General features: G+C 49.4%; 13 protein-coding genes. 5 read left to right on the forward strand and 8 right to left on the reverse strand.

Annotated elements, in window-relative coordinates:
- The first annotated feature begins 17 nt into the window (after window positions 1-17).
- Together H9Q13_RS12115 and H9Q13_RS12120 are read left to right on the forward strand one after the other, a co-directional pair.
- On the forward strand, window positions 18-653 hold the full coding sequence (locus tag H9Q13_RS12115; RefSeq protein WP_191184071.1) for an alpha/beta hydrolase: 636 nt from the start codon (window positions 18-20) through the stop codon (window positions 651-653).
- A 196-nt stretch (window positions 654-849) separates the two neighbouring features.
- Window positions 850-2,190: a hypothetical protein gene (locus H9Q13_RS12120; RefSeq protein ID WP_191184072.1), complete on the forward strand. Its 1,341-nt coding sequence runs from the start codon at window positions 850-852 to the stop codon at window positions 2,188-2,190.
- A 43-nt stretch (window positions 2,191-2,233) separates the two neighbouring features.
- On the opposite strand, the gene H9Q13_RS12125 is transcribed toward H9Q13_RS12120, so the two are convergent.
- Window positions 2,234-2,626: a VOC family protein gene (locus tag H9Q13_RS12125; protein WP_191184073.1), complete on the reverse strand. Its 393-nt coding sequence runs from the start codon at window positions 2,624-2,626 to the stop codon at window positions 2,234-2,236.
- Between the two features lie 133 nt (window positions 2,627-2,759).
- On the opposite strand from H9Q13_RS12125, the gene H9Q13_RS12130 reads away from it, so the two are divergent.
- Window positions 2,760-3,617 carry a hypothetical protein gene (locus H9Q13_RS12130; protein WP_224744252.1) on the forward strand — a complete coding sequence of 286 codons (858 nt, stop codon included), beginning with the start codon at window positions 2,760-2,762 and terminating at the stop codon, window positions 3,615-3,617.
- Window positions 3,618-3,695: 78 nt separating this feature from the next.
- Here the strand turns inward: H9Q13_RS12130 and lgt are convergent, their stop codons facing one another.
- From lgt to H9Q13_RS12155, 5 genes are all read right to left on the reverse strand, one after another.
- Complete coding sequence (gene lgt, locus H9Q13_RS12135; RefSeq protein ID WP_191184075.1) at window positions 3,696-4,541, reverse strand: prolipoprotein diacylglyceryl transferase; 846 nt, start codon at window positions 4,539-4,541, stop codon at window positions 3,696-3,698.
- Window positions 4,542-4,698: 157 nt separating this feature from the next.
- Window positions 4,699-6,579, reverse strand: a complete 1,881-nt coding sequence (gene nadE, locus H9Q13_RS12140) for an NAD(+) synthase (RefSeq protein ID WP_191184076.1) — start codon at window positions 6,577-6,579, stop codon at window positions 4,699-4,701.
- A gap of 172 nt (window positions 6,580-6,751) precedes the next feature.
- Complete coding sequence (gene rnc / locus H9Q13_RS12145) at window positions 6,752-7,495, reverse strand: ribonuclease III (protein ID WP_191184077.1); 744 nt, start codon at window positions 7,493-7,495, stop codon at window positions 6,752-6,754.
- Entirely contained in the window at window positions 7,496-8,749 is a 1,254-nt protein-coding gene (gene fabF / locus H9Q13_RS12150; RefSeq protein ID WP_191184078.1) for a beta-ketoacyl-ACP synthase II, read from the reverse strand. It abuts the gene before it with no gap.
- Window positions 8,750-8,806: 57 nt separating this feature from the next.
- Window positions 8,807-9,043, reverse strand: a complete 237-nt coding sequence (locus tag H9Q13_RS12155) for an acyl carrier protein (protein WP_018477241.1) — start codon at window positions 9,041-9,043, stop codon at window positions 8,807-8,809.
- Window positions 9,044-9,201: 158 nt separating this feature from the next.
- Here H9Q13_RS12155 and H9Q13_RS12160 point away from each other — a divergent pair, with 158 nt between their 5' ends.
- Together H9Q13_RS12160 and pyk are read left to right on the forward strand one after the other, a co-directional pair.
- Entirely contained in the window at window positions 9,202-9,633 is a 432-nt protein-coding gene (locus H9Q13_RS12160) for an IPExxxVDY family protein (protein WP_191184079.1), read from the forward strand.
- A gap of 3 nt (window positions 9,634-9,636) precedes the next feature.
- Window positions 9,637-11,064 (forward strand): pyruvate kinase, encoded by a 1,428-nt coding sequence (gene pyk / locus H9Q13_RS12165; protein ID WP_191184080.1) that lies wholly within the window; start codon window positions 9,637-9,639, stop codon window positions 11,062-11,064.
- Window positions 11,065-11,440: 376 nt separating this feature from the next.
- Here pyk and rpsT read toward each other — a convergent pair whose 3' ends face one another.
- The gene (gene rpsT / locus H9Q13_RS12170; RefSeq protein ID WP_191184081.1) at window positions 11,441-11,701 is read right to left on the reverse strand and encodes a 30S ribosomal protein S20; all 261 of its coding nucleotides are present in this window, start codon (window positions 11,699-11,701) and stop codon (window positions 11,441-11,443) included.
- Window positions 11,702-12,158: 457 nt separating this feature from the next.
- Window positions 12,159-12,443, reverse strand: a complete 285-nt coding sequence (locus tag H9Q13_RS12175; protein WP_224744253.1) for a hypothetical protein — start codon at window positions 12,441-12,443, stop codon at window positions 12,159-12,161.
- Between the last annotated feature and the right edge of the window lie 273 nt (window positions 12,444-12,716).

Genomic DNA, 12,716 nt, shown 5'->3' on the forward strand with positions numbered 1-12,716 from the left:
CAAACAACAAACAACCCATGCACGAGCATAAGCTGATAGTACCACGCACGGCACGCTATTATACCTTGGGCACGCCTTCAAGGCAGACGCGAAACCTGTGGGTGGTATGCCACGGCTATGGCCAGTTGGCCCGTTACTTTTTGCGGCACTTCGCCGTGCTCGACGATGGTGCTACACTCATAGTGGCTCCTGAAGGACTCTCGCGCTTTTACCTGGATGGCTTCTCGGGTCGTGTTGGCGCTACCTGGATGACAAAAGAAGATCGGCTCTCCGAGATCGATGACCAGGCAGCATACCTCAATCTCTTGTTGCAGGAGTTGCTCAAGCAGTTGCCAGCCGATGTGAAAGTAAACGTTCTGGGTTTCTCGCAGGGGGGAGCCACTGTCTGCCGTTGGCTTGCCTCCGGAACAGTCCCTTGTCACCGGCTCGTGCTGTGGGCCGCATCTTTCCCCGAGGATATTGATTTCGAAACAGGTAAATCTGCGTTCAACAACCTGCCTGTGGACATGGTCTACGGCACAAAGGACGAGTTCATCACACCAGAATCCCTGAGTCGCCAGCAGCAACTCATGTCGCGGCTTGGTATTTCACCTCAAATTCACACCTTTGATGGCGGCCACACGATACATCCCCAAACGCTTATAAAGTTGTAGCCTCCTGTAGCACTTCACTCCCAAACCGCACACATCTAACAACACCCTCTTTTGTTCAAATTCACCAAATAGCACAACTAATTCCAATATATATAGTATATATCTTTTGTTATATATTAATATTGAAAAATTTATTTTAACTTTATCTAGGCTACTAAAGGTCCAGCATTTAATTCACCCTTTTATTCTTATACATATGAGGAGAAACCTTTACTTATCCTTCGTTTTTTGCTTTGTTACGCTTTCGGCTTTCGCACAGAGCAAAATCAATGTCGCTTCTAACTTTACAGATGCCAAGTTTTACCTGCTGAACGATGCAGACAATACCCAGGTAACTGAACTTGGCATGGGTAGTATTGAGTTGAAGCTGAACAAAGACTCCCGTAACCGCATTGCGGTCGTAAAGGAGGGTTATGAGCCCGTTGTAAAAGAATTCCCGCGCACCATGAAGTGGGAAAAAGAGCAAAAGGTAGAGCTTGTAAATCGCCTGGTCGACATTAGCGTGGAGCCATACGACGCCGAGATTTACATCGATGGTCGCCTGGCAGGTTCTAAGCGCATCAACCTGATCGTAGAGAAGGACAAGTTTTTGAACGTGGAAATCAAAAAGCCCGGATTTGCTCCGATCACCAAAGTATACTACAACCAGAAAGACCGCGAAACTCCGCCAGTAAAGGACTTCTTTGAGTTAAAAGACCGTCAGGTTCGCCTCGAAGTGATTCCGGCAGACGCGTCTGTAGCGCTGAACGGTGTCGTGGCGGGCAGAGGCAATACCGATGTGAGCGTGCCTTTTGGCTCGTGCGTAACGGTAACTGTCACAAAAGATGGCTTTGCCGAAGTAGTACAGGTTTTCTGCAACAAACCTTCTACCGACCCGATTCCGCCGCTGCGCTCCCGTGCTCTGCTGGAAGACAGACTGGTGAAAATCACCACTGCCCCGGCAGATGCCAACATCGAAGTAGCCGGAAAGGTAGTGGGTGTGGGCAAATATGACCTGAAAGTCGCAAAAAACGCCTGTGTAGAAGTGCGCGTAACCAAAGACGCCTTTCTGCGCTACATCAAAAACTACTGCAACCAGGAAAATATGCAGGCCCCGGACCCAACAGAGTTTGTGGAGCTTGCCGTAGACGAAGCCTATACCTCGTCCATCTCATCAGACATGGCCAATGTGCGTATCACAATTCCTGTCAGTAAGAACGTGAACCCAACCGATGCCTGGAGGATTCTGAGCTCTATCATTACCAAGCGTTTCGACGTGCTGGAGACGGTAGACTATAATACCGGCTACCTAACCAGTGCCTGGCAGGTACAGAACTTTAACGGAGCCAACATGATCAGAACCCGTGTTATTGTGAGCAGCGGCGGTAATACCAACGACCTGACATATGTGGTGAAGATCGTCAGCCAGCGCCACGAGCGCGAGAACAACACGAACCGTAACGTCAGTGTGAAAGACGACGAGGACTTCAAAGACTGGGGTCGACTGCTCAAGCGCTACGACGGGCTTATCGAAGAGATACAGGCACGACTACAATAGTCACCCTCCCAATTGCAAAAGCCTCCGCACAAAGCGGGGGCTTTTATTTTTCCCACATCCCCTCCATCACTATTTCGAGCAAATGTTTGTCCGGGTCGCGGAAGTAGAAAGACAGGAAATCTCGCCCCCAGTCGTACTCCTGCTCTATCGCTATACCTGCCTCCTCTATTCTTTTTTTCCAGCCGTCATACTCCGCTCGGCTCACCTCAAAGGCCAAATGCAGCTGGCCGCTCCCAAAGTGCGGGGGCAGCGTGCCCCCTTTTTCGGACATTTCCGCAATGAAACATAGCAGCACAGAGCGCCCTGCCCGAAAGAAAATGTGTCTGCCTTCTACCTCCCCGATCACGTGGAGGCCCAACTTGTCCTGATAAAACTGCCGGGTGCGCTCCAGGTCGGTTACATACAGGCAGGTCTCCTTTATTTGCTTGATTTCCATCTCCCAATAATTTATGCAGCTATACGAATTTTGAGCTGATCGTCAGCATTTCCATCTTTTACGCAACCGAAGGCCTTTGGCTTTGCGTTATACCATAGCGCCCCAGCGTCTTATTCGATACTCTATGAAACTTATGCTTAAAATACTTGCCTTTTTTATACCTGTAATGGTTGCCCTGTTCTATTTTCTGGGGCAGCCTTCCGACTCGGTAGCAAATAAATCGGTAGCTAATACCCCTACTTCTTCCAAACTTGAAAAGCTGGCCAACCTGCCGTCTCCAATTAGCGAGAGTTCAGGGGTAGAGTATCTCACCAATAAAAAAGCCTATGTCACGCATAATGACGCTGGAAACAAGCCATACCTGTATGTGGTCGATCAAAAGGGAGAACTGCTTGAGACTATCAAACTTCAATTGCCCAACGTGGACTGGGAGGATCTGACCCGGGATGATGCCGGCAACATCTACATCGCCGACACAGGCAACAACGATAACAGGCGCCGCGAGCTCGCTGTGTACAAACTCAATCTCAGCCAGCCCGGAAACATTGAGGCCATCCGGTTTACTTACGAAGACCAAAAGGAATTTCCTCCTTCCCCCAAAGACAGGAATTTTGACGTAGAGGCGATATTTTGGCAGGGAGGCAAGCTATACCTGGTGTCGAAGGACAGGGGCCGCAAAGAGACAGCCAAGGTATACGAACTGCCTGACACTGGTGGGAAATTCAAAGCGAAACTGATAGGCGAGCATAAGCTAGGCACAGCCGTGACAGGAGCAGCCAGCAGCCCAAGTGGCCAACAGGTCGCTTTGATCAGTGAAGGTGCGCTGCACATTTACCGGAACGTGAAAAGCCCGGCAGCTTTCTTTGAGGGAGACTACCAGAAGATAAACATTAAGGAAGCCGGGCAGACAGAGGCTGTGGCTTTCGAAAACGAGCATACCTTGGTAATTACCAGCGAAAATGGCGGGCTATACCGCTACGGCCCCAAGTAACCTCACTATGCTGCCACATGCAAAAGGGCCGACATTTCATGTCGGCCCTTTTAAATTGATAGATCTTAAAATGTATGGTTATTTTTTACCTACTGCTTCACGCTCCAGACGCCCGCCTGCCAGAGCAGGCTTGGGATTTCGCCATACCATAAACAGAATAACAAGACCAGCCAGGATGAGCGGAATGCTTAGCTGTTGACCAATGTTAAGCGCCATGGTTGCCTCTTTTGCCACTTGATCCTCTTTCAAAAACTCCACAATGAAGCGGAAGGAGAACAGGGCTGTCACAAAAATGCCGAACAGCAGGCCTCTTGGAAGCGCCTCTTTGTATTTCTTCCAAAGCCAGTAGAGCAGCACAAACAGCAGAAACACGCTAAACGACTCGTATAACTGGGTAGGATGGCGTGGCACGTGTGAGTATTCGCTTTGCCGTAAAAAAATGAAACCCCATGGCAGGTCAGTCGGCCGGCCAAAAATCTCGGAGTTCATTAAATTGCCCAGTCGTATCAGGGAACCACCCAACGCTACTACGATCACGATACGGTCTAACACCCACATGTAATCAAACTTATGCTTGCGGCTAAACAACCAAAGCGCCAGCAAAATACCAATGGTGGCACCATGGCTGGCCAATCCGCCTTCCCATATTTTCAGGATCTCGATGGGGTTGCTCAGATAGTACTCGGGTTGGTAGAACAAGGTATGGCCTAGGCGCGCACCTACCACCGTGCCGATAATCATATAGAGGGTGATCACGTCCACATCGCCTTCTGTGCGACCCTCAGCCACGTATATTTTCGTGAGGATACGCTGCCCAAACACAAAGGCCAGTGCGAACAGGAGGCCGTACCAGCGTACCTCAAAGGAGCCGATCGAGAAGATAGAGGGACTTACATCCCAGGTGATATAATTTAGAATGCTCATAATCGAATATATGGTGCAGCCAAAGTTACAATAAATCAGAAAGGTAAAAAACCGGCGATGATCCAGTGCAGGTATAAATATAGCCCATAACAAAGGCATTGCCCTACACTGCCGATGCAGATAAGAGGCAATGCCCTTTAATATAAACTAATTCGTGTTATTTGAGTTGGTCCAGCTCTTCCCGGAAGCCGCCGCTCAGTATCGGGTAACGGAGCCAGCTGCGTGGGTCCAGATTATAGTCATCCAAATGGAAACTAGGGGCATAGCGCTCCCGCTTCCACTGGTTGCGCGACCATAAGGTATAGAACTTATGCACGTGCTCTTTCAAAGCCTGCGTGGGGGCTACTTTGTCAGCCACCAGTCTGTCCAGCACCTGCTTCGGCGAAAGCCGGTCATACCAGGCCAGGCGCTCAATCATATTGAGTATCTCGTAAGGCATCAGGTCCTTTTCATCTGTCTGTGACTCCGAAGCCGGACGCAACTCGGCAGTTGGCTGCAGGTTATTCACGTAATCAAGTCCCAGGTAACCCAACTCCTCCTGCATCCAGATCAGGAACTGGCGGATAAAGGTTTTGTCTATACCTGCGATCGGGGAAATACTGCCGGCCGTGTCACCGTCCATGGTAGCGTAACCCACTGCAGCCTCGCTTCGGTTTGAGGTCGCCAGTAGCAAGGCATAGTTGATGTTGGCGAGCATCCAGATGGCTGGGGCACGTACTCGGGCCTGAATGTTCTGCAGGGTAATATCGTCCTGCTCCCAGGTCAGGTCGCGTTTGATGGCTTTTTCTATTTTGGAGGTATAGCCTTTTACTTCCTCATCGATTGTCCAGTCATGGAACACAGCCCCGATCGATTCGGCTAGTTTTTTGGCGGAGGTATAGGTTTCGTCTGACGAGTTGATCGTTCCCTGGTAAGCGCAGGTGAGCATGCGGCCTACCAATGCCTGCACCACATGGTCCTGCGACAGCGATTCAAAGTATTCCACGTCTTTGAGCGAGAACATACGCGCTTTGGTCACAAAACCCGTCACGCCCAGGCTGTCCACGCCACGGCGCACCATCTCGGCCACTGCCACGGCACAGCACGAGGAGTCGGCACCGCCGCTCAGCGACAGCACAAAGCCCCGGCTGCGGCTTTTGCGCATATAGTCAAACAGGGCCAGGCTTAGCGCGGCAATCAACTCAGCGTTTTCATCGATCGGCGGCAGGTATTCAATCGTCTCCTCTATCTTAGGGTTCTCCCCAAAGCAAACTTCCGCACACTCCAGGTCCACATCCTTAAAGCAGAGCAGTTCGTTGCGCCTGATCAGTTTGCCGTTTTGGGCAATAAGCACTTCCCCATCGAAAATCACCCTGCCTGATTCGTTACCCAACAGGTTGGCGTACAAGTATGCGCACTGGTATTTTTTGGAGGCCTCTACCACCAGGCGGTGGCGAAGGTCGGTTTTACTCAAGGCAAAGTGGCTGGCACTTGGGTTCAGGATCAGCTGCACGCCTTTGGGCATGTGGCGCTCTGCCGGACGGTTGGGCCGCCAGGCGTCCTCGCATATCTCGAAGGCGAATTTCACGCCTTTCTCTTCATAGATGATGTCGCCGATCGGGTAGCGTTTGCCTTTCATCTCAAACTCTTCCACCACGTTGGCTGGCCAGGGCGTAAACCAGCGCGGCTCGTAATGTATGCCATCTCGGGCCAGAAATTGCTTGGCCGTGAATCCCACAATTTCCTTGTTTTTGATGACACAGGCCGTGTTGAACACATCCTGCCCGATAATCACATGCAGACCCAGGCAAACCGTGATGTTATCGCACCATTCCTTCACCTGCAACAGTTTCTCAAAAGTCTCCTCCGCAAACCAAGGGTGCAGGAACATGTCCTCGCAGCCATAGCCCGTGATACAAAGTTCCGGCAAAAGCAGGATATCGACATTCCGGGTAGCTGCTTCCAGGATGGCTGATCGTATGTTCAGAAGGTTGGCTTCCCAGTCGAGTGGGGTCTGGTTCAGGGCGGCCCCTGCCAGTATAAGTTTCGTTTCTTCCATGGTGAGTTTACTAACGCAACAATATGGAGGCAAGTTAAGCTTTGGCTTTCAAAAAAGAACCATACCTACAGGTATAGGCACGGCTATTTCTCTTCCGGAAGGTATGTCTGGGAGTTATGGGAAACAGGAAAGTGGAATGACGAGCCGAAATTGGCTGAAAATAGGGATAGCTCTAGCTGATATTGAGTACCTGGAGTGCTTTTTCGGCTGCGGCCTGATCTGCTTTTTTCTTCGAAAGCCCCACCCCGATCGCTACCGGTTTGTCATTCAGGTATATTTCGCAGGTAAACTCCGTGGTGCTCCCCTGGTTTTTTCGGTTTACGATCTCAAAGCGAATATCCGAGTTCTGGCTTTGCGCCCACTCAATAAGCTTGCTTTTGAAATTGGAGGTGGTGTTGACCAGCTTGTGCAGGTCGATGTGCGGCTTAATGAGCTTGCCCAGGATAAACTGCCGTGTGGTGTTATACCCTTTGTCCAGGTAGATGGCTCCCACCAAGGCCTCCAGGGCGTTGCCGTGCACTGATTTGTGCCGTGTACCCTGTCCGCTCGTGGTATCCACTTTCACCAGCTGGTTCAGTCCGATTTTAATGGCAATATGGTTGAGTGACTCACGGTTTACGATCCGTGAGCGCATCTCTGTCATAAAGCCCTCATCTTCGTAGGGAAATTTCTTGAATAGCAGTTCGGCCACAACAGTACCCAAAACTGCATCGCCCAGAAACTCCAGCCGCTCATTGGTATCGTGCTTGCTGGCCAGGTTCTGGCGGGCAAACGAGGTATGCGTGAGCGCCAGTTTGTAGAGGCGTATGTTGTCGGGTGTGCTGCCAATTATTCCGGCAATGGCACGCCATAACTCCTTATCCCTGGTAAACAGGCTATGATAGAAGCGCCGTACCGGTTTTATTGGCCCAAACACCTAGTCGATAAATTGACGGAATAGAACGGAGGTATTGTGTCCACCGAAACCAAACGTGTTGCTTAGCGCTACTTTTACCTCACGCTCCTGCGCTTTGTTGAATGTAAAGTTCAGTCCGGAGTCAAAGCTCTCGTCATCCGTGAAGTGGTTGATGGTTGGCGGCACCAGGTTGTTTTGGATGGCCAGGATAGCGGCAATGGCCTCTATCGCACCGGCTGCCCCTAACAGGTGGCCCGTCATGGACTTGGTTGAGCTGATGTTCAGTTTGTAGGCATGGTCGCCAAAAACAGTCTGAATGGCTTTTACCTCACTCACATCGCCGAGCGGCGTGGACGTACCGTGCACGTTGATGTAGTCTACCTCCTCGGGTTTGATGTTGGCGTCGCGCAGTACGTTCTTCATCACATTGAGGGCACCTAATCCTTCCGGATGCGGAGCTGTGATGTGATAGGCATCAGCTGACATACCACCACCAATTATCTCGGCGTAGATTTTAGCACCACGGGCCTTGGCGTGCTCGTACTCCTCCAAAATAAGGGCACCGGCACCTTCTCCGAGCACAAAACCGTCACGGTCCTGGTCGAATGGGCGCGAAGCCGTCTCTGGAGAGTCGTTGCGCTCTGAAAGGGCTTTCAGGGCGTTGAAGCCTCCGATACCTGCCTCTGTTACAGCGGCCTCTGAGCCGCCCGTCACCACCACGTCAGCCATACCCAGTCGGATATAGTTGAAAGAGTCGATAATGGCGTTGGTAGCAGAAGCACAAGCTGAAACCGTAACGAAGTTAGGGCCTCGGAAACCATACTTAATGGAAATGTGACCAGCACTGATGTCCGCGATCATCTTCGGGATGAAGAACGGGTTGAAGCGCGGTGTACCGTCACCGTTGGCAAAGTTCACACACTCCTCCTGGAACGTGCGCAATCCACCGATACCGGAGCCCCAGATCACACCAACGCGGTCTGGGTCAAAATTACCTTCCACCAGGTTCGCGTCCTGAACCGCCTCTTCAGCTACCACCATGGCAAACTGAGAGAACAGGTCCATTTTACGCGCCTCCTTACGGTCGAAGTATTTTTCCGGATCGTATCCTTTTACTTCACAGGCAAACTGGGTCTTAAACTTACTCGCATCGAAGCGTGTAATAGGCGCAGCTCCACTCACACCATTTGACAACCCGTTCCAGTATTCTGCAACGGTATTTCCAAGTGGCGTGAGTGCGCCAAGCCCAGTAACTACAACTCTCTTAAGCTCCATAAGCTGTTAGTAGAGGATAGATAGTAAAAATTACTTAATACAATAAGGTAAGGGATATTACTTAGCGTGCTCTTCCAGGTAGCTAACAGCCTGACCTACAGTAGCAATATTTTCAGCCTGATCATCTGGAATAGATACGTTGAATTCCTTTTCGAATTCCATGATAAGCTCTACTGTATCCAATGAATCGGCGCCAAGGTCATTAGTGAAGCTAGCCTCTGGAGTAACCTCTGACTCTTCAACACCAAGCTTATCGATGATGATAGCCTTTACTTTTTCTGCGATTTCTGACATTTTTTCTTATAGTTTATTAAAACACTGTGCAAAGAAATGTAATTAGGCAGACAATGTCAAAAAAAATTACGCTATTCATAATGTGATAAAAGTTTTTGCCTGAAAGGTCGTTTTCCATTGCCAGGTTTATAAATTTGCAATTAAGGTATACCTTGCCCATGAAAACACTGCAACTGGAGATGGATTATGATTTTGGATTTGCCCTCTTCGGCGTGGTTTCACCTTGCAGGGACTATAAGATGGCCTGGTCGCTCAACCGCTTGCTGGGCCTGAACTTAATCAGACAAAACGAGCTTTGTTATGAGATGCCAGACCGCCAAAAGCTCCTTATTGCGAACTTTGAGCACAATGACGGGCATAGCACCGTGCGGCTTTTCCGCAACAAGGCTTTGGGATCATCCACTCTTAAAAGACCCTTTTTACTGCCTGACATCAAAGAATATGATTATGTGCTGCAGATTACCGGCGCCCTACAGCAATACCTGAATCCGCAGGACCTGATGGGCAGGTTGCAGCGACTGACGCTGATACAATACGCAAAACAGTTTGACCCGCTTACACTTAAGCACAAAGAACACTTATTATTCTGATTTATGAAGATACTCTTCAACAAAACCAAAGTGCTGGCTACCGTTGGTCCCGCCAGTAACACTTTCGAGCGTCTCCTGGCCCTGGTGCAGGAAGGCGTAGATGCTTTCCGTCTGAACTTTTCGCACGGTGAGCACGAGGAACACTTACAAGTAATTGAGCATATACGTGAGATAAACCGCCGCTTCAATACCAATATCTGCATCGTGCAAGACCTTCAGGGACCTAAGATCAGGGTTGGGGAAGTTGAGAACGGTGGTGTAGAGATAAAAGAAGGACAGAAAGTGGTGTTCCGCTGCGATGGCTCTGTGAGTAACCATAACCACCTGGGCACCAGCTATACCGCATTGGCGAAGGATGTAAGCCCTGGTGACACCATTCTGCTGGATGACGGCAAGCTGGAACTCAAGGTGCTTACCACAGACAAAGACTGCGTAGTGGAAGCAGAAGTGAAGTATGGCGGTGTTGTGAAGCCCCGAAAAGGTATCAACCTGCCTGACTCGGCTGTATCTGCCCCCTCCCTGACAGAGAAAGACCTGAAGGACCTGCACTTTGGACTTGACCACGACCTGGAATGGGTAGCCCTCTCATTTGTGCGCCGCGTGGAGGACGTGCTGGAGATTAAGCGTATTATCAAGGAGCGTGGCAAGGACACCCGTGTGATAGCCAAGATCGAAAAGCCGGAAGCCATTAAGAACATCGACGCCATTATAGCGGCTTCTGACGCCTTGATGGTTGCACGCGGCGACCTGGGTGTTGAAACAGGTATGGAGCGTGTGCCGATGCTTCAGAAGATGATCGTAGAGAAGTGTAACAAGTGTGCCAAGCCGGTGATCATCGCTACGCAGATGATGGAGAGCATGATCGTGAACCCGAAGCCGACCCGTGCTGAGACCAATGATGTGGCCAATGCCGTGATAGATGGTGCAGACACCCTCATGCTTAGTGCTGAGACGGCTGTAGGCGCCTACCCTGTGGAGACGATCCGCTCTATGAACTTAACTATCAGCGAGGTTGAAAGCCAGGCGGAGATATTCAACAAGAACTACATCCTGAACCCTCATTCTGACACGTTCTTTAACGACAGCCTCGTGGCTAACGCCTGCTACCTGGCCCGCGACACGAACGCCCGCGCTGTGATCGGCATGACCAAGTCTGGGTATACGGCCTTCCAATTGGCCAAGCACCGCACCCGCGCTGACATTTTTATCTTCACGGAGAATGAGCGCCTGCTCACAACCCTCAACCTGGTGTGGGGTGTGCGCGGCTTCTACTATGACAAGTTTGAATCTACAGACGCCACGATCAACGATATCAAGCAAATGCTGTTGAAGGCCGGTTATCTCAATAAGGGGGACGTGTTTATTAACACGGCCAGTATGCCAATCTATGAGCAGAAGCGCACAAACATGATCAAGCTGAGTATCGCTTAAGATTCTAGTTATCTGTAATAAGAAATCCCTGAAGCTGATGACTCGCTTCAGGGATTTCTTATTTTGTGCTATACCTATACCTGCTAAGGTGCTTAACCCAACCTATGCTGCCAATATAGTGGCAGCGCTACAACAGTGTTTGTAACCAGTTTCTAAAGCCGCGGCAGCAGTACTCCCTATTTGGATGGGTCAGGATCTTTAGCTGAAGTGAATCACCACAGATAATGCCATGCTATACCTGGAACTGGCAATTTCAGATCTCCTGCTTCCTTTAAAAGACCATCAAACAATAAGCATATAATTAGCTACACCGACAGAAAACACAAAAAGCCTTACACGCATGTGTAAGGCTTCGGAATCGGTAATCCAGCAAAAATTAAGCTGCAGCCAGGCTGTTGATGTGCTTAGCCAGCTTCGACTTGTTGTTAGCCGCTTTGTTTTTGTGGATGATGTTTTTCTTTGCCAGACGGTCAAGCATTGAAGAAACTGTCTTGAACAGTTCTTGCGCCTCAGCCTGGTCAGTAGTGCCTTTCAGCTTCTTGATGAAAGTACGAGTAGTTTTCGCCTGGTATTTGTTACGAAGACGTTTCGCGTTGTTCGATCTGATTCTCTTTAATGCCGACTTGTGATTAGCCATGTTATTGTATACTAATTAAATATTTCGTTGCGTATCTTAAATGAGTTTGCAAAGGTATATCCTTTACAATTAAATTCCAAAGCCTGCTCGCTATAAAAATAGCTTTACTCGGTATTTGCTGCTGTGCTGATAGAATTTCGCCGCAGGTACTTGGCCTAAGGTGTTTCAATATTACACTTATTCAGCCGCATATACAACGGTTCGCATCCTTTTCTTCTTAGGGCCCCTCTCCTTTTCCTATTTTGGACCTATCCTGAGATAAAGGATATCTAAGCAAAAAGTAGTATCCACTAAATCCTTGCTTAAAGAACAGCCTAAACCTGCTGCACAGCCAATCTCGTTCTTAATCTCGGCAGCCGGTGCTTCCTCGAAAAGGTTGGTGGGGCCATAAAAAAAACCTGAGTCCACAGCAAACTCGCTGCAGCCCCAGGCTTAATCATCGTATCAAGAACTAATCTTAGTTCTTTCTTTTTACATCTACGTCTACATCAATACCACCAAGACGCTTCTGCACCTTGTCTTCGGTACGGTTCCAACGGGACTTCACGTCTTGCCAACCTTTTTTGGCATCTTCATCCCAGGTATCGCTCTTGGCATCCAACTCCGCCTCACGACGTTTGTACTCGGCTTTCATCTCACGCCATTCGGCTTCTGTTGCCGTCTCTGCACGTGATGACTGGTCGTCAACCCAAGCAGAGAATTCGGTGTATTCTCTTTCAGCCTCTACGCCAGTCTCATTCATTTCAACTTGCGCCTCATCAATTTCTCTGTTGGTCTCAGTGCGGGTTTCTGTGTTACAAGCAAAGGAAAAAGCACTGACTGTCAGTGCCATACCCATCATTTTCAAATTCGATTTTATGTTCATCTTTCTATTATCGTTGATAATATTGCTTTATACGCTAACTATTTAAACAAGAATATTAATATTCCAAGCAAAGCATATAATACTATATTGTTTTTTGTATATTCTCACTGTGCTAGAGCTGACATGGCTATGCCTTCTACCTCCAATGCC

Origin of the sequence: Pontibacter aquaedesilientis, assembly GCF_014773225.1 — a bacterium.
In the GTDB taxonomy this organism is placed as follows: Bacteria; Bacteroidota; Bacteroidia; order Cytophagales; family Hymenobacteraceae; genus Pontibacter; species Pontibacter aquaedesilientis.

Coding starts and splice junctions, on each gene's coding strand:
- rpsT (WP_191184081.1), bottom strand. CDS start 11,701: ATGGCTAATCACAAGTCGGCATTAAAGAGAATCAGATCGAACAACGCG.
- H9Q13_RS12120 (WP_191184072.1), top strand. CDS start 850: ATGAGGAGAAACCTTTACTTATCCTTCGTTTTTTGCTTTGTTACGCTT.
- pyk (WP_191184080.1), top strand. CDS start 9,637: ATGAAGATACTCTTCAACAAAACCAAAGTGCTGGCTACCGTTGGTCCC.
- H9Q13_RS12160 (WP_191184079.1), top strand. CDS start 9,202: ATGAAAACACTGCAACTGGAGATGGATTATGATTTTGGATTTGCCCTC.
- H9Q13_RS12155 (WP_018477241.1), bottom strand. CDS start 9,043: ATGTCAGAAATCGCAGAAAAAGTAAAGGCTATCATCATCGATAAGCTT.
- H9Q13_RS12125 (WP_191184073.1), bottom strand. CDS start 2,626: ATGGAAATCAAGCAAATAAAGGAGACCTGCCTGTATGTAACCGACCTG.
- nadE (WP_191184076.1), bottom strand. CDS start 6,579: ATGGAAGAAACGAAACTTATACTGGCAGGGGCCGCCCTGAACCAGACC.
- fabF (WP_191184078.1), bottom strand. CDS start 8,749: ATGGAGCTTAAGAGAGTTGTAGTTACTGGGCTTGGCGCACTCACGCCA.
- H9Q13_RS12175 (WP_224744253.1), bottom strand. CDS start 12,443: ATGAATGAGACTGGCGTAGAGGCTGAAAGAGAATACACCGAATTCTCT.
- H9Q13_RS12115 (WP_191184071.1), top strand. CDS start 18: ATGCACGAGCATAAGCTGATAGTACCACGCACGGCACGCTATTATACC.
- lgt (WP_191184075.1), bottom strand. CDS start 4,541: ATGAGCATTCTAAATTATATCACCTGGGATGTAAGTCCCTCTATCTTC.
- H9Q13_RS12130 (WP_224744252.1), top strand. CDS start 2,760: ATGCTTAAAATACTTGCCTTTTTTATACCTGTAATGGTTGCCCTGTTC.